General features: G+C 38.2%; 18 protein-coding genes. 4 read left to right on the forward strand and 14 right to left on the reverse strand.

All coding sequences use genetic code 11. The features are described 5' to 3' along the window. Positions 1-77: 77 nt before the first annotated feature. From ACK8P5_RS22285 to ACK8P5_RS22305, 5 genes are all read right to left on the reverse strand, one after another. Positions 78-854 carry a sporulation protein gene (locus ACK8P5_RS22285; RefSeq protein WP_422658403.1) on the reverse strand — a complete coding sequence of 259 codons (777 nt, stop codon included), beginning with the start codon at positions 852-854 and terminating at the stop codon, positions 78-80. Positions 855-1,002: 148 nt separating this feature from the next. Next, positions 1,003-1,569 (reverse strand): NADPH-dependent FMN reductase, encoded by a 567-nt coding sequence (locus ACK8P5_RS22290; protein ID WP_422658404.1) that lies wholly within the window; start codon positions 1,567-1,569, stop codon positions 1,003-1,005. 16 nt (positions 1,570-1,585) lie between these two features. Then, positions 1,586-2,641, reverse strand: a complete 1,056-nt coding sequence (locus ACK8P5_RS22295; protein WP_422658405.1) for an LLM class flavin-dependent oxidoreductase — start codon at positions 2,639-2,641, stop codon at positions 1,586-1,588. Between the two features lie 17 nt (positions 2,642-2,658). Continuing rightward, positions 2,659-3,600, reverse strand: coding sequence for a ring-cleaving dioxygenase (locus ACK8P5_RS22300; RefSeq protein ID WP_422658406.1), 942 nt, complete (start codon positions 3,598-3,600; stop codon positions 2,659-2,661). 62 nt (positions 3,601-3,662) lie between these two features. Beyond that, positions 3,663-4,106, reverse strand: a complete 444-nt coding sequence (locus ACK8P5_RS22305) for a MarR family winged helix-turn-helix transcriptional regulator (protein WP_422658407.1) — start codon at positions 4,104-4,106, stop codon at positions 3,663-3,665. 171 nt (positions 4,107-4,277) lie between these two features. Between ACK8P5_RS22305 and ACK8P5_RS22310 the strand changes: the two genes are divergently transcribed. Beyond that, positions 4,278-5,102: a leucine-rich repeat domain-containing protein gene (locus ACK8P5_RS22310; protein WP_422658408.1), complete on the forward strand. Its 825-nt coding sequence runs from the start codon at positions 4,278-4,280 to the stop codon at positions 5,100-5,102. A 62-nt stretch (positions 5,103-5,164) separates the two neighbouring features. On the opposite strand, the gene catA is transcribed toward ACK8P5_RS22310, so the two are convergent. The 5 genes from catA to ACK8P5_RS22335 all read right to left on the reverse strand — a co-directional run bounded on the left by catA (position 5,165) and on the right by ACK8P5_RS22335 (position 10,592). Then, positions 5,165-5,824, reverse strand: coding sequence for a type A chloramphenicol O-acetyltransferase (gene catA / locus ACK8P5_RS22315; protein WP_422658409.1), 660 nt, complete (start codon positions 5,822-5,824; stop codon positions 5,165-5,167). A 262-nt stretch (positions 5,825-6,086) separates the two neighbouring features. Continuing rightward, positions 6,087-7,109, reverse strand: a complete 1,023-nt coding sequence (locus ACK8P5_RS22320) for a sensor histidine kinase (RefSeq protein WP_422658410.1) — start codon at positions 7,107-7,109, stop codon at positions 6,087-6,089. Next, positions 7,106-7,774, reverse strand: a complete 669-nt coding sequence (locus ACK8P5_RS22325) for a response regulator transcription factor (RefSeq protein ID WP_422658411.1) — start codon at positions 7,772-7,774, stop codon at positions 7,106-7,108. Before ACK8P5_RS22325 ends, ACK8P5_RS22320 begins: the two co-directional genes overlap by 4 nt. A 63-nt stretch (positions 7,775-7,837) precedes the next feature. Further along, positions 7,838-9,835: an FtsX-like permease family protein gene (locus ACK8P5_RS22330; RefSeq protein WP_422658412.1), complete on the reverse strand. Its 1,998-nt coding sequence runs from the start codon at positions 9,833-9,835 to the stop codon at positions 7,838-7,840. Next, a complete protein-coding gene (locus ACK8P5_RS22335; RefSeq protein WP_422661552.1) occupies positions 9,825-10,592 on the reverse strand; it encodes an ABC transporter ATP-binding protein in 768 nt (255 codons plus the stop codon). The genes ACK8P5_RS22330 and ACK8P5_RS22335 overlap by 11 nt, the downstream gene beginning before the upstream one ends. Positions 10,593-10,977: 385 nt before the next feature. Here ACK8P5_RS22335 and ACK8P5_RS22340 point away from each other — a divergent pair, with 385 nt between their 5' ends. After that, on the forward strand, positions 10,978-12,195 hold the full coding sequence (locus tag ACK8P5_RS22340) for an ROK family protein (RefSeq protein WP_422658413.1): 1,218 nt from the start codon (positions 10,978-10,980) through the stop codon (positions 12,193-12,195). A 77-nt stretch (positions 12,196-12,272) separates the two neighbouring features. On the opposite strand, the gene ACK8P5_RS22345 is transcribed toward ACK8P5_RS22340, so the two are convergent. From ACK8P5_RS22345 to ACK8P5_RS22360, 4 genes are all read right to left on the reverse strand, one after another. Further along, positions 12,273-14,462 carry an arylsulfatase gene (locus ACK8P5_RS22345; RefSeq protein WP_422658414.1) on the reverse strand — a complete coding sequence of 730 codons (2,190 nt, stop codon included), beginning with the start codon at positions 14,460-14,462 and terminating at the stop codon, positions 12,273-12,275. A gap of 46 nt (positions 14,463-14,508) precedes the next feature. Beyond that, on the reverse strand, positions 14,509-15,924 hold the full coding sequence (locus ACK8P5_RS22350; RefSeq protein ID WP_422658415.1) for an MFS transporter: 1,416 nt from the start codon (positions 15,922-15,924) through the stop codon (positions 14,509-14,511). Between the two features lie 399 nt (positions 15,925-16,323). Continuing rightward, positions 16,324-17,016, reverse strand: a complete 693-nt coding sequence (locus tag ACK8P5_RS22355; protein ID WP_422658416.1) for an MBL fold metallo-hydrolase — start codon at positions 17,014-17,016, stop codon at positions 16,324-16,326. 134 nt (positions 17,017-17,150) lie between these two features. Beyond that, a complete protein-coding gene (locus ACK8P5_RS22360; RefSeq protein WP_422658417.1) occupies positions 17,151-17,582 on the reverse strand; it encodes an Lrp/AsnC family transcriptional regulator in 432 nt (143 codons plus the stop codon). Between the two features lie 132 nt (positions 17,583-17,714). On the opposite strand from ACK8P5_RS22360, the gene ACK8P5_RS22365 reads away from it, so the two are divergent. Both ACK8P5_RS22365 and cynS read left to right on the forward strand, forming a co-directional pair. Beyond that, positions 17,715-18,296 (forward strand): beta-class carbonic anhydrase, encoded by a 582-nt coding sequence (locus ACK8P5_RS22365; protein WP_422658418.1) that lies wholly within the window; start codon positions 17,715-17,717, stop codon positions 18,294-18,296. A 41-nt stretch (positions 18,297-18,337) separates the two neighbouring features. Next, positions 18,338-18,787: a cyanase gene (gene cynS, locus ACK8P5_RS22370; RefSeq protein WP_422658419.1), complete on the forward strand. Its 450-nt coding sequence runs from the start codon at positions 18,338-18,340 to the stop codon at positions 18,785-18,787. Positions 18,788-18,826: the final 39 nt, after the last annotated feature.

An 18,826-nucleotide genomic window follows, 5' to 3' on the forward strand; every position in this document is an offset into this window, starting at 1 on the left:
TCTAGTTACAGAGTATATCTATTATACTAAAATCCGTGAATGCTAAACCCATAAATTTCAATTGCAAATGCCATCAATTAACGTGTTTTCGTATCAATTAGTTCTTCTAGTAATCTGGCGATATACTCAGAACCCTTTTGCAAGTCAGCGTGTTCTAAAGTAATCCAGGCATGACGCTCATTCATATCAAGTGACTGTTCAAGCCAGCCAGAGATCCCTCGTCCTCTACGATCTACCTCTACAAGAAGAGACATACCGTCTCTCTCCAAATGCATGATGAGTTCAAGCTCTTTCACTCGATCAGCGAATTCTCTGCCCGGATAGAACTCGATTTCTTGTACAAAAGGTATCCCACGTCCCAGCCGTGAATGATATTCACAGGTTGCCTCTTTGAAGCGGAAGCCCAGTTCTGACACTGCATCCAACACTACCGCTGTATAGGGATGTGGGATTACTTCAATAAAATCACGATCTTTAGGATCAATCGCATTCTCGATATCAAGCCCCGTACGCAGCCACACCGGCTGTCTGGACAGGGTAAGCGGTGTTTCTAACGGAAGAGGAAATTCAAATGGAATTTCTAGCTGTTCGCCTTGCTTTACGATCAATTTGTCAGAAGCTCTAACCTTTGCTATTGTGAAGGACTCGGTATACTTTCTGTCATTACTTTCCTTGGTATACTCCGTCATCAGCTTGACGTAAATATGATCTACACTTTGCTCCACGTTCCCGCCCGTAATGTGTATAATACCCTTTACATCCTCGCCAGGATAATAAGATGATTTCTCAAGACGTGTATCGACCTGAACGGATCCAATTCCTACACTCGCAAGGATTTTATTAAAAAAAGACATACTAAAGGCCCCCTCAATTTTCAAGATATTGGGGTATACGCTCTCTACACTATAAAGTTTCATCTTATCGTGTAACAAAAAAAGACACGGATCAAAGTTTCCTCCGTGTCTTTTTCATCATCTCCACCTGTTTATGGGTCAGGTTTCATTAGAAATCGTAAGCTGCATCTTTGGCCATCTGCATATTCTTGACCGCATCTACATGCAGCACCGTATCCTCGACCAACCGATCAATCCGGAACAAAATATCGTCATTCACTATTTCTTTGCGGTGGAAATCCTTTTCCTCCATGAATACATACGTAGGCACGATTTGAGCCTTCATATAGGACAGAATCGGCTTCAATTGCTGCTCTACCATGAGATAATGCTTAGATGTCCCTGCTGTGGCAAGAATGCTCACGACCTTGTCTCGAAATGCATTGACGGGTAATAAGTCAAAAATATTTTTGAGTGTCGCGGGGATCGAAGCTTGAAAGGTCGGGGTCCCGATGATTAGCGCATCTGCAGCCATAATTGTTTCGGAAACGTATTTAGTATCCCCTTCATATTCCCAGTAGTTTCGACCATCACTAAACACCATCTGAACCTCAGCTAAGTCTAGCAGTGCAATCTCTGCCTCCGGATATTTCTCACGAGCTACCTTTAAGGTGTAATCCATGGCTGTTCTGGTCTTCGTCCCTACATTGGATCCGGCAATCATTACGATTTTCATGATTATCACTCCCTTATTATTTTGATGTATGTTTCTTAACCGCAGGCATAATTTCGGTTGCAATCAGTTCAATGTTCTGCATAATTTTCTCAATTGGCACGCCGCCAAAATCAATTTGTGCCATGAACCGCTGCTGTCCGTACAGCTCATATTGATATAGTATCTTCTCAATGATTTGTTGTGGACTTCCCACCATCAATGCATCCCGATAGTCGGTGGACTGTGCAAATTGCTGTTTAGGGTAGCCACTTCCTTTGAGTGCCGCCATACCGGAATTGATATGCGGATAGTATTCACGAAGTGCGTCCTGTGAGTTCTGCGCAGTATAGAATAAACTTGTTGTTGCAATCGGCAAAGATTTCGGATCGAATCCACTGCGTGTTGCAGCTTCTCTGTATGAATCCACTGAAAGTTTAAAGTTAATTGCAGGACCACCAAGCGTTGTTAACATCATCGGAACACCTGCATGACCTGCCTTGATCGCACTGGCTGGTGGACCTCCGACTGCCCGCCAGATCGGCATTTTTCCACTTTGAGGCTGTGGAAGAATGGTTGCATTGTTAAGTGGTGCACGGAACTGCCCCTCCCACGTTACACGCTCTTCTTCATTCAGCTTCATTAACAGATCCATCTTCTCTTCAAACAACTCTTCATAATCACGTACATCGTAACCGAGAAGGCTATAAGCGCCAATCCGAGATCCACGACCCGCAACGATTTCTGCACGGCCTTTAGAGATTAGATCTAATGTTGCAAAATCCTCATATACACGTACCGGATCGGATGTGCTAAGCACGGTGGCTGAACTAGCAATTTTTATGTTCTTGGTTGCTTGAGCAATAGCCCCGAGAATGACTGTGTGCGCCTGTGTTGTGAAATGTGCCTGATGGCTCTCACCTACAGCAAACACATCAAGTCCCGCCTCGTCTGCTATCTTGCTAGCTTCAATAATTTCATGGATACGCTGTTCTGCGCTTATACGTTCACCCGTAAATGGATTGATTAAATGCTCACCAATCGAATATAGACCAAACTCAATTCCTTTATTTTTGTCAATGCGATATTGTTCCATGTTTTTATCTCTCCCTATCAATCTAATGGTGTAAGTGCTGCTTCAATTTCTGCACGTCTATCTTCTAAGAACGGCGGCAAGTCGAGTTCTTTCCCTAACGACTCCACGCTGGAGTCTGCTGTAAATCCAGGTCCATCCGTTGCAATTTCAAACAAAATTCCATTCGATTCACGGAAGTATAAGCTCTTGAAATAAAAGCGGTCAATAATTCCGGATGAATTTAACCCACGAGCTTTTATAGCTTCATACCAGTAGGTAAGTTCTTCATCATTCTTCACACGGATCGCTAGATGGTGAATGCTTCCCTTTCCCGGTCTTTCCCGAGGTCCATCTTTCTGTTTGACGAGGATCTCCCCGAGAACCTCCCCGCTAACGGACTGATAGATAGCCTCTTGTTCAGATCGAGAAACTTCGATATATCCGAACATCTCTTTTAAAGTTTTCGCCATCGTATCCATACTTCTTACGGTTATTTCAATGGTCCCCATGCCCAAAATACGGTGTTCTTCTTCAACAATAGAATCTTCCCAAGCAGCCCAATATTCCGGTACATTCTGACCTTGATTATTGATCAAGATAAGACGCAATCCTTCAGGATCTTCAAATGGTAACGCTTCTCTGCCAGCATACGTTGTTATATCTCCATGCTCGACGTTAAATAATTCAAACCGTTGCTTCCAATAGTCCAGACTCTCCAAGGTTGGAACAAGTAGTCCAATTCCAGTGATCGCATTCGTACCTCGAACGGTACTGCCCACCATAGGCATTTCAAAAAACGATAATTCCGTTCCTGGGCTCCCTGTTAGATCTCCATAAAATAAATGGTACATCGACGGATCATCCTGATTGACGGTCTTCTTCACCCTACGTAAGCCAAGGACTTCCCGATAGAATTGATTATTAAGTTGTGCATTTTTTGTTATCATTGAAATATGGTGATGTCCTGGAATGGTGTACATATATAATCCTCCTCATGTATAACTTGATTAATCAAGTGATGTTTTAAAAAAAATCACCTATTCTATTCAGGAGGCAATTCTTTTTTTTCGCTATGCTTATGAACACGCGTCATTAATGTATACAGAGTCTTCTTCTCTTCTTCTGTCAATACGTCATCAAAGAATGAAGATTGGAATGCTAGCTGCTCAGGCATAGCCTTCTCCAAGATCGCTGTTCCTTGCGGCGTTAAAGAGATCGTCTTCGTCTTCCATTCCTGCTTCCGTTCTATATACCCTTCCTTCTCAAGTCGGGCGAGCATACGTGAAATCCCACCTTGTGTCACAGTCACTTTCTCCGCAAGCTCCATTTGTGTTAATGGCTGATATATATGAATCTGTGCAAGCACATCAAATTGTGCTGTTGTTAGATCAAATCGCTTTAGGAACTCATTTGACATCTGGTTACTCTGGTTCGTGAAACGCATAAGTCTTAGCCAAATTAATGATCCGATCGTATTATTCTGCATTTCATTTCCCCCTCTCCAGTGTCCCTCTTAACATCACTTTACCACTCAATTGATAAAAAGGCAAGTGGTGATGTTCTATGTCTCAGTCAGATAACGTTGTACTACAACGAACAAATGTTCTATAATGAAGAGGACAATATTACGATCAGCAAGCATAATCGGAGGTACCGAATGTCGCTTTATAATGAGCATCCAGAGTACATTTTTCGTATCGGAGTAAGACCCGAATTTAATTATGATTTAGCAGATGTGGACATCTCTTCAACAGAATTATTAGTTGGACGAGATACCAAGAACATTGAAAGGTTACAATTCTTTTCAAATCTCAATAAATTGTGGATAGAATCCGTAAATCAAAACCAGTTCAATATGATTTTAAGCTTGGTTAATCCTAAAATGCTGTATATCTATGATATGAGAGTAGAGGATTTATCCTTACTTAGTTCACTGACCAATGTGGAAGTACTCGCGCTTGAATGGAATACGAAAGCAACGAAGTTATGGGATTTATCTACCAATACTTCATTGAGAGCTTTATCAATTAAGGACTTGTCGAAACTGAATGATATAAGTACATTACAGAACAACAAAATTCTTGAATTACTAGATTTATCAGGTGGAGATTGGAATCCATTACGATTGTACAGTCTTGAACCACTAAGCAATCTTCCTCACCTAAAATATCTTGGTTTATCCAATATTAAAGTTCAAGATGAATCGTTAGAACCTATTTCAAATCTAAAAGGTCTACAAAAATTGGAGATTTCCAATCAATTTCCAACCATAGAATACGCAAGGCTATCTGTATCTCTGCCACATACGAAGTGTGAAATGTTTAAGCCTTACGTTTTGTTCTTTAATTCTATTAATGGTAAAGATGTCATGGTAGTAGGCAAACGGAAACCCATGTTAAACTCAAAATCCGATCAGCTTAAACTACAAAAGTATGAAGAACAGTTTAAAGCACTTCAGAATACTTTTAAGCCCTATAAATAAAAAAAGGACTTACACAAGTCCTTTTTTCGTTGTATACATACATGGTCAACTTATTAAATATTTCACTCCATCCTCAGCCAGTCATCGTGATGATCTGCCAGTTCCTGTAGTTCATTTATGAATAGACCAGCATGGTATCCGTCACACACCGCATGATGAACCTGCAACGATATAGGCAATAGGGTTCTACCCTCTTGGTTGAAAAACTTTCCGCTCGTAACGATAGGCAGCAGATATCTTCCATCATTCATGATATTAAGATTAAACCCTGTGAATTGAACCCAAGGGATGCTAGAGATGGATATTGAGTTCATCGGTACGTTATCTTTGGTTATAAATCCTTTTACATCACCATACTTCTCCATGTCCTTCTGATAATTATCATAAAAAGTTTGAAACTCATCTGAAAACTCCGTCCAAATACTCGAAAAAGTTTTGTCATCACGGTGAAATATCGTAAAGCTCGGTGTCATTCGATCCCAATATCCCACTTCGCCCTCTTCATTAAAGCATGTTCTGAATTCCACATGTACATTAACGACCTTGGTAATCATGTATATAAACGTCGGATATAACTTTATTCCTTTCCTGCGGATCGTCTCTAATAATGCTGTAATATCAATATTTGCTGTCATACTAAACGTGCATTTCACTTGATTTAAGTAATGCTCAAAATAGGGTCTTCTGCTCCAATGTTCTACCTCAATAACATTAAACTTCATTTTCGCGCCTCCTAAAATAATTCGATTCTCATTCCAGGAGGCTTACTTCACTGCTTTCACCAATTCCCTCACCCCAAGTGATCGACTAATAAATTAACCTTAGTCTATCTCAATACAAGATTCCGCTCAACTGGCATATACCCATCAAAATCGATCATTAACCAGCTTAATAAATTCACCCTGCTGTTGTGGGTCATATGCTTCCGGCAATTTATTTACCAGTTCATCTACTTCATACATGAATTACAAGATATTTAAAATTTTATTTTTCATTTAACAAGATCAACTTACCTAGCGGAAAGATAAGATAAACTTTAGTTCCTACATCTTTAACCGATTCTATTTCTAAACCAATGTATAATTTTCGAGCTAATTTCTTACACAGATAAAGCCCCATTCCTGTTGACCTTCGATAACTTCTTCCATTCTCTCCTGTAAATCCTTTTTCAAAGACACGAGGTATATCTTTTTCATCAATCCCAATTCCGTTATCTTCAATCGTCAGAATAGAATTATTCGCTTGTCTACTCAAATAAATGCTTATTTTACTATTTTCCCGTTTACTATAATTAATTGCATTCACAAGTATCTGGGTAATAATAAATTCAATCCATTTAGGATCGCTGTATATTACATCTTCTCCCTCTTCTAACTCCCACAATTCCAACTTGATTTTTTTATGAATAAAACTCTTGGCGTGTCTTTGAATCACTTTGGTTACAACCGTTCTTAATGAAAATTCTCGCACGAAATAATCATTACTGACATCTGTACTTCGAGCATAATATAGGACTTGCTCAATATAGTCCTCGATTTTATTTAACTCTTCGTAAATAAGGGTTTGCTCCCCATGATTATCGAGAACGAGCTTTGCAGCAGAAAGCGGAGTCTTAATTTCATGTACCCAGGATTCAATAAAATCACGATATTCTAACTGCTGAAATTTATACGTATTTACTTCTTCATGCATCGCTTTATTTGTTGCTGAAAGAATGTCATAAAACAGTTTCCCTTCTATAAATGCTGGTTCTTCAATAATAGCCTGCAACAAATACTTCTGGTCTAAGGAATCAATCCCTTCCACCATCGATCGAAAAAAACTCCTTTTCTTTAAGTAGTCCATTCCATTCCATACAAGCAAGGGCATGAACCAAACGATAAATAAGATTACAATATAAGAGGAGGATAAATGAAAACAATACAAAACGTAAGAAACTATACCGTATATCAGTAAATTAATCACAAAAAAAATCGATTTATCCTTAATATAGTCTTTTAAATTCATGGCATGATATACCCCAAGCCTCGTCGTGTTTCAATCGGATTCGTCATCCCCATCAATTCAATCTTTTTACGAAGTCTTGTCATATTGACGGATAAGGTATTGTCATCAACAAACAATTCGGATGACCATAAATGCTCCATCATCTCTTCCCTTGAAATAACCCTTCCCTTATTTTTCATCAGAAAATGCATTATTTTCAATTCATTCTTTGTCAGTGGTTGTTCGCCATCATGATAATGTATACTCCCTTTAGCTAAATCGAGCTTCAAATCTGCGTAGTTTAATTCTTCCGTGATTTGATTGATATAGGTCCGCTTTAACACCGACTCAATACGTGCTAGTAAGATTTGAGTGTTGTATGGCTTGGTCACAAAATCATCTGCCCCTAAATTCATACTCATTAATTCATCCATTTCGTTATTTCTACTTGTTACAACAATAATAGGCACATGTGAAGATTTACGAATATTCCGGCACAGATAATATCCATCATAATAAGGTAAGTTAATATCTAATAAAATTAATTCCGGTGAAACTTGTTCAATTCGCTCTAAGATATCATTAAAATCCGTGATAACTGCTATTTCATATCCATACCCACTTAAAAATGAAGCTAGCTCATTTCGAATAACATCTTCATCTTCAATTATTAATATTTTCATCATATACCTCAATTCTTTCCTTATCATATAGCGAAAGGTTGCCCTCTATCCCAGAGGACAACCTAATTATTTAACGATTCGCTTATAGCCACTATAGGTTGCCATAAAATAGCCACCATAGATAAGCAACAATAGAACCGATGTGATGCATGCTGGCAGTATAATACTTGAGATACCGCCGTACACAATAGATTTATTTATGAAATAGATCGTAAAGATTGAATGACTTAAGGCTAAAGACAATGGTGTCATGAAATAAATAAACAGTTGGGAAAGGACCGCTTTATTTATTTGTTTATTTGTTGCACCAATGCGTTTTAAAATGTTATACCGGTCACTGCTATCACTAGCTTCTGACAATTGTTGCAATGCTAATACTGCCGCACTAGAAATCAGAAACACAATACCTAAGTAAATACCTATATAGATAATCATTGAAGTCTGACCTGCTACCTCTTCATACACCATAGACTTTGTGACACCCTGCATATAATATGGTGTGTCCATCCAATCTCTAGATAGGAGTTCCTGAAATTTAGATCTTAATTCCTGTTCATATCCCTCGGTGCTACCATAGTATTGCACATTATATATGTTTTTATTAACAGATAGTTGATCTGCTACTTCATCCGGTACAACAAAACATGCAACTGTACGTCCAACATTTTCTGTTTCGATAGCAACTGAATGATAAGAATCCATTAAACCTAACACCTTACTACCCATCTGAATCGATTCATGATTCTTTACAAAGTTGGCAATGGTAGACTCAGCCTCCTTCATATTTGTAATTATGAATGTTTCATTTTCATTCATGGAGTAGAATGGTGAACCTTGTAGCTGCATTAACTTCACATAATCCGAATACTTAATTGCAGTTAAAGAAATAGGGAAGCCTTCTTCAATATCCTCTTTTATTTTTTCTTTTGCGTAAGGTGCTAGGAGTTTCACCCCTTCTATATCAAGACGATATTGAATAAATGAAACCACTTCCCCGTATTTTTCGATATCTATTTTTAAATCCTTCAGCTCTTTTGTGTAATCCTTTGGCTTATCATCAAGGGGATGAATCGTAATGCTTGCATCGTACGGAGCAACTTTTTTCAAATCGGATTCCACTGCGTGTTTATATCCAAAGCCGGCTGATAAAATTGTCATCGTGAAAAACAACATAAAGCTGATGATCGTTATCGATAAAAAGTTCGTATTTACTTTGCTATGAACTTGGCGAAGAACAAACATATTCATTTCATTAAAGTATACTTTTTTATTTTTTTGCAAGGTCATTAAAACAAAACTCGTCCCAGAAAAGAAAAACAAAAATGTACCTACAACGGCTATTCCTACAGCTGCCGAAAATAACCCTAGATTTTTACCTAATCCAACACGATTAATTAGAAAATAGGCTCCTGTAATCATTAGCATAGAAAGAATGAATAAAATACCTGTCATACGTGCATTACGAACTTTAATCCGTTCATTTTTCTTCAGGGATGTTAATAAATCAATCAATGAATATCGTGATACCACAATCGTATTAAAAATCATGACTAGGATGAAGATGATTGAAAAATAAACGATCGTCTTCACCATCGCATCAGCTGAAAATATAAAATGGTATCCTTTAATAGCTACATCAAACAGGGATGCAGTCAGTACAGACATTGCTTGAGACACGATTCCACCTGTAAGTAACCCTGTGCCTAATGACAGAAACCCAATGAAAGAGGTTTCCGTAATTAATATTCTTGAGATTCTTCCTTTGCTCATACCCAATGTCATGTACAGGCCAAATTCTTTCTTACGACGCTTAATCATAAATTGATTCGCAAACAGGATTAAGCAGCACAAGATAAGCGATACAAATACTGACACCACGGACAGCATGTCACTCAAATGATTCATCAAATCTTTTTGGCCAACCGATACATCCAACATAATTTGCTGTTCAGCTATTGAATTAAATGTGTAAAATAAACAGACAGCAATGGTTAGAGTTAAAAAATATATCGCATAATCCAAAAAACTACGCTTCGCATTACGTAATGATAGTTTAGAATACATTGTTCGTGTCCCCTCCTAATAAAGTGACAACCTCAATAATTCGATTAAAAAACTCTTTACGCGTATCTTTTCCACGGTATAGCTCATTAAATACCTTTCCATCTTTGATGAACAGGATTCGCTTGGCATAACTAGCCGTAAAGGCGTCATGGGTAACCATAAGAATTGTCGTTTTCAATTCTGCATTTAATTGTTCAAACGAATCCAGTAACATACGTGCTGATTTCGAATCGAGAGCACCTGTAGGCTCATCCGCTAATACTAATGATGGGTTGGTCACAATCGCACGAGCAGATGCAATTCGCTGTTTTTGCCCTCCTGAAACTTCATAAGGAAACTTCTCCAGAATATCCGTAATGTCTAGCTTATCTGCCACCTCACTTACGATCTGTGGAATTTCTTCAGCCTGCCTTCCTTGAATCGTTAAAGCTAGTGCAATGTTCTCAGCGGCAGTTAACGTATCCAATAGATTAAAGTCTTGAAAAATAAACCCTAATTCATCACGGCGAAATTTCTCCAATTCACTTCTTTTTAACGTAGTGATATCTTTCCCACTAATAAGAATACTCCCTGTCGTAATTTTATCGATGGTGGAAATACAATTGAGCAGAGTTGTTTTCCCGCTTCCAGAGGGACCCATGATTCCAACGAAATCTCCTTTCTTCACATCAAAACTAATACGATCAATGGCTTTCGACACATTTCCCTTATTGCCATAGTACTTTTCAATATTTTCAACAGTTAATACTTTCAATATATTCCTCTCCTATTCTGTCACGTTGTTGATTATCGTTTGTTATGGATGCACCGATTTATTCGTTCAAGAACGTTTTCTGTCATTCACTTATATAAATTTATACTTTCCCTATAAAAGTACATATCGAAGTAACTGTCAGTAATCTTACATTTTCGAAAGAACAACAGAAGAAAACATAAGAGCCACTTCTAAGAAAATCATTTCTTAGAAGTGGCTCAGTAAAGTCTAGTTTGATAGTATATATAAAGTTCATGTTGATAGACAATCATCAATTGCAGAAATATTTGAAGGTATCGAAATTCAAAGGTTATACTAGTGTAGTTTATGTATACCTTATATTATTTTTGTACAATAAATTAAAGCCTGAGAGTTTTGGAGGTCCTCTATGTTAAAGCAATTCCAAGATTTCACCTCACCGAGAATGACCAGTCTCAAGAAATTGTATGAACTTATTCGTCTACACGGCCCTATTGGTATCACAGGACTAGTCGAAATTACGGGCTATAAACCGAGCACTTGCTCACGCTTACTTGATGAGTTAATTCATTCTGGAGTCATTATGGATAGTGGTTTAGGGCAATCAAGTGGCGGTAGAAAGCCTGTAATATACGTAATTAACCCTAACTCTCACTACGTTATTGGAATAGACATTTCACCATTACACATTACGTATACATTGCTTAATTTGAGTTTAGATGTTCTAGAGAAAGATTTACTAAAGATAAATGAAAGCACGATATCGGAGGATATCATTCAATTTCTATGCAGCAGAATTAATGCATCCATCAGCAACTATGACATTCAGGATTCACAACTGCTCGGAATTGGAATTGGAGATAATAGTCTTGAAATACAATACAATGGCTATATGGATACTGACATAACTTCGGACATCCATCATTCCTTCCGCACTATTTATTTTTCAGAGATACAACAACAGTTAGAAGATACATACAATGTCCTTGTACGAAGTGAAAAGGGAATCAATCTAGCCGCATTAGGTGAATATCGCAAGTTATATAAAAATGTCTCCAAGAACTTAGTCTACACTCTCTGTGGTGTTGAGATTAAATCGGGAATCATTATCCAAGGAAATCTATATGAACAAAAACACGCCATACAAAACACTTTAGGTCATACCGTTATTGATGTTCACGGAAAGAAATGTTATTGCGGAAAATTTGGTTGTCTGGCTACATACAGTAGTATTCCAGCTATACGTGAAGAGATCATACGCCAGCTCAAGCGAAGCAAGCCCTCACTTCTCAATCAAATGGTTCAAGATATTGAATACATTAATACAGAGAACATATTAGAAGCCATTAGACAAGGAGATCCGTTATGTCATTCCATTGTTGAGGATGCTGCATTCTACTATGGTATTGGACTTTCCAATCTTATTAATTTGTTACTTCCTGATATCGTAGTCATAGGTGGCATGCTCTCCATGGAATCTGTTTTTTATGAAAAAGTAGTAGAAACCATTCAACACAACACTGTGCAAAATCACAGTTATGAGATCCAAATTGTAAGAACAACATCAGGGTACAATTCGATTGCCATCGGTGCAGCGAGCCTCATCTTAGATTATTATGGAGTATAATGAAATCAAAAAAAGTCTTCAGCAAGACATGTTTCTATGTCCGCTGAAGACTTTTTTGGTATTCGCTCCATATGCTACTATTCTTGGAACTGTTCTTGCTTGTTCATCTCAGTTCTACCCGCTTGATCTTTATCTAATACAAATTCTACACGATCAATGATCCCGCTAAATGGGAACTCTTGAGGATAAGAAAGCGTTACGGTTGGTGTACTATCATATCCGAGACTAAGCCCTTTTCTAGAAATTTTGGACTGATGTGTCTTAGGGAACGCTCTCTCAGCTATCTTTTGGTCATTCATGTACAATGAACCTGTTCCACCAATCGAATCTGGCTCCTTATCGAACTGATAAGTGATCTTTAGCTCACCAGTAGGAACATCCCCCTGTGCCTCTAAAGCATAAATAATTCTAAAATGATTGTATTCGAAATGAAGTTTATTCTCTTTAATATAAAGTGTATAACCACCATCATAATTGCCAAAGGCAACAAGAACACCTTCACTCTTGGAGTCTTCCCGTTCACAGAATACAGTCATAGTATACGAACAACCTACCGTTGGCGGAGCTGCTGCTGAACCAATATGCGTCATCCCCCCATAATACACAAATGTATTACGATCCGTTACGGACTCAGGATTGTATCGCGTGATATCTTTCCAGCTGATATTTTCCAGTGGAAGAACATTATATTTTTCTGCTTCTCTCCACCATAAATCAATGAGCTCCTGTAGTTTCTCAGGATACTGTTCCGCCAAGTTGTGACTCTCTGTGAAATCTTCTCTTACATTAATCAATTCCCAGACATCATCATTGAAGTCCGATCCCGGTTGATGAAAGGTAACAGCTTTCCAGCCATCATGAATCATCCCGCGATGACCCCACATTTCAAAATGTTGAGTTGTCTTCCTTGATTCTACCTGTGCATCATTAAAGGTATAACGCATACTTTGCCCATGCATTGGAATCTGCTCTTCACCTTTAATCACACTTGGAGTTTCAATATTACATATATCTAGCATTGTTGGCGTAATATCCGTTACATAGTGGAACTGATTCCGAATGATCTCCTGATCCTGGAGTTCTCCGTTTGGCCACTTCACAATCAACGGCACTCTTGTACCACCAAAATAAGAGGTTTGCTTATAAAACCGTAGCGGTGTATTACATACTTGGGCCCATCCATTCGGATACTCACAACTTACACGGTCACCGTATAAGTTATCGTATTCCTCGAGCAATTCCTCTAATGTATCTTCTGCACCCTCTACAATTTTGGAGTAGTCAATGCTTCCATTTCTACGTCCCGTTGAACTAGCGCCATTGTCTGAGATAAATACGATAATGGTATCATCTAACTTCCCGATTCTTTCTAAATGCTCAAGCAATTTCCCTACCTGTGCATCCGTGTGTGTAAGGAATCCTGCATAGATCTCCATAAGCCTAGCCGCGACTTTCTGCTCATCACTCCCCAGCTCATCCCAATGTCTAACACCAGGATTATGCGGAGGTAATACAGCATCTTCAGGGATGATTCCAAGCTCTTTTTGTTTTTTGTAACGATTTTCTCGAATGGTATCCCAGCCTACATCATATTTCCCTTGATACTTTTGAATGTATTCTAAAGGTGCCTGATGCGGAACATGCTGAGCACCGAATGATAGGTATAGGAAGAATGGTTTCTCCGGGACTACGGATACATGATCTGTTATAAATTGCTTGGCATGATCCACTAAATCCTCAGATAAATGATACCCTTCTCTATTCGGTGTTGGAATGAAGTGATTATCATAGACCAAATCAGGATGGAACTGATCCGTCTCCCCTTCCATAAAGCCATAGAACCGCTGGAATCCCTTACCTAGTGGCCAGTAATCATAGGGTCCCGCTGGTGAAGCATGGTGAACAGGCGCTAAGTGCCATTTACCTACAGCAAACGTTCCATATCCTTGATCCTTTAAGATCTCAGATAGCATCCCTGCATTATGCGATACTCTACCTCGAGTATTAGGATACTCCGGCCCCAGATCAAAATTCGTAATATTCGCCATACCTACGGAGTGGTGGTTGCGTCCTGTTAATATGGAAGCGCGTGTAGGTGAGCACAACGGCGTTACGTGAAAGTTATTATAACGGATACCATCCTCCGTTAAACTATTAATATGAGGTGTTTCTATTTCCGATCCATAACAGCCCAAATCCGAAAAGCCCATATCATCCATTAAAATATAAACAATGTTAGGGTTATTCTGCTTATGTTCTCTGCTCATATTGATTTCCCCCTTCTATACTTTTCTAGAGATACTATCATCACAATTAAGCTACGGATTCATCGGTTTTTCCAATCTTGTTAAAGTTCTTATTAAATACTCTGGTGAAAATAAAGATGGCAACCGCAATCATAATCATTAATACTAGTGCAATATTGCTATACATACCGGAATCAACATTAGAGGAAGTATCCACGATTTTTCCCATCATAAATTGTTGGCCGTATAACATCGCAACGAAGGCTCCACCTAGTGAACTTCCTATGTTGAGCACCAACTTCTCGATTCCAATCCCCGCTCCATGCTGATCCTCAGGAAGCAATTGCGTGTAGTTTGTAAGATAACCAGAGAAGAATAAAGCATAACCGATATTAAATAGACCCATTCCAAGGAACGGAAACACGACAGAATACCCTACCAAAAAGGCTACGACACCTAGACCCGCAAGAATAAAAGCCCCTCCAAGCAAGCCCATATTACGATAACCAATCTTCTTAATGATGCGCCCTGTCAGCATGCCTGTAATAAACGCTGCGACATTTGTAATCATATAGAACGTCCCAATAATACTAACGGACATGCCATATACCGATTTCACAATGAAAGGAAAAATAAATGCAAAACCGATTTGGGTTCCATAGAACAGCAGACATACAACAAGTGACCAGATGATGCCTTTTGTTTTGAAAAGCGATGGTTTAACAAATGGATCTTTACTTTTATTCGTATGTACGATGAACACTCCAATAAAGACTAGAGCGATCAAGAACAGACTCAGATGCTGCATTTTAAAAGTCATGAATGTAATAAGTAGAGCAGAAATGATCGTCAACAACGATACTCCTAAAATATCAAACTTACCTGTTTTACCATCATCTTTTGGAAGGTGCTTATAGATAATCGGTACGCCGATTACCGTAATTAACGGAATTAAGAATGTAACCTTCCAGTGAAGATATTCTGTAATATAGCCACCGAATAAGTTCCCACATGCTGCTGCCAATTGGAATATAGCTGCGTTATATCCAAAATATTTAGCTGCCGTTAACTTATCAAAATACTTAATGGCAATAACTATCTGTAACGCGACAGGTGCAGCAATCGTTACAGCGAACAAGACACGGAATAAGATAAGTAAGACGAAACTATCTCCAATAAATAGACCGAGTAAGGTCACAACAGGAAATACAAAACAACTAAATAAGACTAACTTTCGGATACTCATTATATCTGATAGTGCAGTTACGACAATTGCAGCCACACCAAAGAACAATTTCCCGAGTGTTACTACTAGACTGACGGTAGAAGGACTAACTCCGAAGTCAACAGCTAGATTAGGCGTAATTAACGAGAATATATTCTCATTGAAAACTTGGAAAAATTCGAACAAAAGAATCCATGGCATACATTTAGCTACTTTACGCATGAGTTCTTCTTTTTGTATAGGATTTAATGCATTCATCAGATTACCTCCAAAAGCTCATGATGTGTTTCCTTCTCACAAATCTAGCTAACTTTCGCTTACAAAGTAATTACGTCCTCCTCCACCTATTAAAATGCCTACTCGCATCACTTCTTATTTCTTTGAGCCATTTAAATATACCGTTAACCTTCCCTTTTAGTAAATACCTTTTTGGCATTTTTGAGAAAAAGATTCGTGATTACAGAGTATAAATTGATATTTATACCATTATTTTGTTAAATAATACATCAATACTCGAACTTTACACCAAATATATTTAAAGATCGTTCTGATAAGGGAGATTAAGTCCTCTTTATACAAAAAACATCCGTCCGCTAAAGAATTAGCGAACGGATGTCGTTGAGTATTCCAATATTCATGTACAAATAACAATATTCATCACTTGTTTAGATCTAATTTCCCACCGTGGTAGCAGAAATAAGTTCCCGCTTGTAAAGACTTAATCTTCTCCAAGGATTGTTGCGCCTTCTCCATATCCAAACAAAAATGTGGGTTCGCAATACACAACTCATTCTTTTCAAGAACTGCAGCATCACCTGTAATCACACTATTCAACTCAGGAAGATAGAGTGAAATATGCCCTGAAGTATGACCTGGTGTGGCAATAACTTTGCATTTTTGATCCAATATCATCTGACCCTCATGTACTGTCTCGTCAACTGCAACATGCTTTAGATTCTTTAATTGTTGTACAAACCACTTACCAAACTCGATTTCTTCCAGAGGCATGTTTGCTAGCATCTCTTCGGCCTGAGCCAATCTCTCCGATTTCACTTCACCACTGATATATTGGGATTCAATTTCACTGGCAATGATTCGAACAGATGGATACTTTGCTTTGAACGCATGTAAAGAACCTATATGATCATCGTCATAGTGCGTAACAATTATATTTTTTAACTGATCCATGTTATATCCATTGTTCAGTATTTCTTTCTCGATTAAAGGCAAAAAATCAGCATACCCTGTATCGACTAAAGTTAATTCTTGATTTATCTCGATTAAGCTTGGATATATGTATTGCTGTTGTCCGTTAAATTCAAATTCTATCGGTAGTTCTATAATATGCATGTTTCTCCACCTGCCTCTTTACTCTTTAATTCGGATGAATTCAATCTCTTTCGCACCAGGCTCTAATAACAATACCGCAGATAACCGGATAACCTCCCCATCGGGATCAAATAAACTGCCGTCCATGTCACGATTTATTTTAATCTTCCTATAGATAAGTTAACACGATAATTCCCGAACTTTAATAAGCGTTCAAGAAAGGTGTCTAACTCTTCATTAGAAGAAAAATGTGTTTTTAATAAGTAACATCCATCACCACTTGTACGATGAACTTCGGAAATGGCTTCTTCTGCTTGAAAAAAACGGTTGAACTCTTGATGATTCGTGGTTTGTACAAATACAGTGACAAAAGCAGTTACTACTTGTCCTAGTCTGATACGGTTTATTGCAATTGTATATTGTTCAATAACCCCTAAATCCTCTAATCTTCGAATACGATTTCCAACAGCCTGCCCCGTAAGATGTATCTTTTGACCAAGTTCTTTCCATTGTATTCTTGAGTTTTCACTTAATAATTTCAGTATCTCAAAATCTGTCTGATCAAGAATATCAATCAATCCTTTCATCGCGAAAGTAGAAAGTCAGATTGTGTTTCAGCAACTTATTCTGCTTATCGCTACATTTCACTATACTTAGTTTATTCTCTTAGAGCGCAACTTATAAGAGAAAATACATCAAGACTTACAGGAGGTTAGAACATGTTACTACAAGATATTTTGGATTACAATGAACAATTTGTACAAAACGAGGAATACGCTCCTAGCGAAGCATCAAAGATGCCTAAAAAACGTATGGTTGTGGTTTCCTGCATGGATGCTCGCCTGGTTGAACTACTTCCAAAAGCACTAGATATACACGATGGTGATGCTAAAGTGATCAGGAATGCAGGGGGTAAGATTGCTTCCCCATTCGATAGTGTTATGCAGAGTGTTATAGCATCAGTGTATGATCTCAATGCAGATGAAATATTTCTTATTGGACACCATAGATGTGGTGCGAGTCAAACCAATCCAAAAGGAACAATTCAAAAAATGCTAGATCGTGGAGTAACTACACCGGAAATTTTATCAGCGATTGAATATGCAGGTGTTGATCTGGAAAAATGGCTGTTTGGCTTCCATGATGTTGAAGACTCGACTCAAGCTAACGTTGATTTAGTAAGAAATCATCCGCTTATTCCTAAAGATGTTCCGGTACATGGTTTAGTTATAGATCCTCATACAGGTAAATTGGATTTAGTAGTTGATGGATATAAAGCATTGGATGAAAGAAGACATTAATTTTTTATTATAATTTCACATATGAGAGGAAGTTATTCGGTATGAATAGACAAGAAGCTACACAAAAAATTTTGGACGCAAAAATTGCAAAAGGTTTGACATGGGAAGAAATTTCAAAGGTAAGTGAACACTCTGAAACTTGGGTGGTAACAGCATTGCTGGGACAAGCGACAATGACACGCCCAGAGGCCGAAAAAGTGGGCCAACTACTAGAACTAGATGAAGAGGTAGTACAAGCATTAACCCTAGTTCCGCTAAGAGGCCAAATCATGCAAATGCCTCCGACTGATCCAATCTTGTACCGTTTATATGAAATGATGTTACAATACGCTCCAACGCTTAGAGAATTAATCCTTGAAAAAGTTGGCGAAGGTGTTATGAGTGCCATTAACTTCAATCTTGGCGTGGATACACAAGAAGATCCAAATGGTGGCGACCCTCGTATCGTTATTACGCTTAACGGAAAATTCCTACCCTTCCGTGCATGGTAATTAATTAGATTAAATTCTTTCATCATATATAAATTCAAA

The organism is Paenibacillus sp. EC2-1, from assembly GCF_049311625.1.
In the GTDB taxonomy this organism is placed as follows: Bacteria; Bacillota; Bacilli; order Paenibacillales; family Paenibacillaceae; genus Paenibacillus_AQ.

What these genes read in the sequence shown, in the direction of transcription:
- ACK8P5_RS22285 (WP_422658403.1), bottom strand. Translation starts at nt 854, where the DNA reads ATGTCTTTTTTTAATAAAATCCTTGCGAGTGTAGGAATTGGATCCGTT.
- ACK8P5_RS22290 (WP_422658404.1), bottom strand. Translation starts at nt 1,569, where the DNA reads ATGAAAATCGTAATGATTGCCGGATCCAATGTAGGGACGAAGACCAGA.
- ACK8P5_RS22295 (WP_422658405.1), bottom strand. Translation starts at nt 2,641, where the DNA reads ATGGAACAATATCGCATTGACAAAAATAAAGGAATTGAGTTTGGTCTA.
- ACK8P5_RS22300 (WP_422658406.1), bottom strand. Translation starts at nt 3,600, where the DNA reads ATGTACACCATTCCAGGACATCACCATATTTCAATGATAACAAAAAAT.
- ACK8P5_RS22305 (WP_422658407.1), bottom strand. Translation starts at nt 4,106, where the DNA reads ATGCAGAATAATACGATCGGATCATTAATTTGGCTAAGACTTATGCGT.
- ACK8P5_RS22310 (WP_422658408.1), top strand. Translation starts at nt 4,278, where the DNA reads ATGTCGCTTTATAATGAGCATCCAGAGTACATTTTTCGTATCGGAGTA.
- catA (WP_422658409.1), bottom strand. Translation starts at nt 5,824, where the DNA reads ATGAAGTTTAATGTTATTGAGGTAGAACATTGGAGCAGAAGACCCTAT.
- ACK8P5_RS22320 (WP_422658410.1), bottom strand. Translation starts at nt 7,109, where the DNA reads ATGAATTTAAAAGACTATATTAAGGATAAATCGATTTTTTTTGTGATT.
- ACK8P5_RS22325 (WP_422658411.1), bottom strand. Translation starts at nt 7,774, where the DNA reads ATGATGAAAATATTAATAATTGAAGATGAAGATGTTATTCGAAATGAG.
- ACK8P5_RS22330 (WP_422658412.1), bottom strand. Translation starts at nt 9,835, where the DNA reads ATGTATTCTAAACTATCATTACGTAATGCGAAGCGTAGTTTTTTGGAT.
- ACK8P5_RS22340 (WP_422658413.1), top strand. Translation starts at nt 10,978, where the DNA reads ATGTTAAAGCAATTCCAAGATTTCACCTCACCGAGAATGACCAGTCTC.
- ACK8P5_RS22345 (WP_422658414.1), bottom strand. Translation starts at nt 14,462, where the DNA reads ATGAGCAGAGAACATAAGCAGAATAACCCTAACATTGTTTATATTTTA.
- ACK8P5_RS22350 (WP_422658415.1), bottom strand. Translation starts at nt 15,924, where the DNA reads ATGAATGCATTAAATCCTATACAAAAAGAAGAACTCATGCGTAAAGTA.
- ACK8P5_RS22355 (WP_422658416.1), bottom strand. Translation starts at nt 17,016, where the DNA reads ATGCATATTATAGAACTACCGATAGAATTTGAATTTAACGGACAACAG.
- ACK8P5_RS22360 (WP_422658417.1), bottom strand. Translation starts at nt 17,582, where the DNA reads ATGAAAGGATTGATTGATATTCTTGATCAGACAGATTTTGAGATACTG.
- ACK8P5_RS22365 (WP_422658418.1), top strand. Translation starts at nt 17,715, where the DNA reads ATGTTACTACAAGATATTTTGGATTACAATGAACAATTTGTACAAAAC.
- cynS (WP_422658419.1), top strand. Translation starts at nt 18,338, where the DNA reads ATGAATAGACAAGAAGCTACACAAAAAATTTTGGACGCAAAAATTGCA.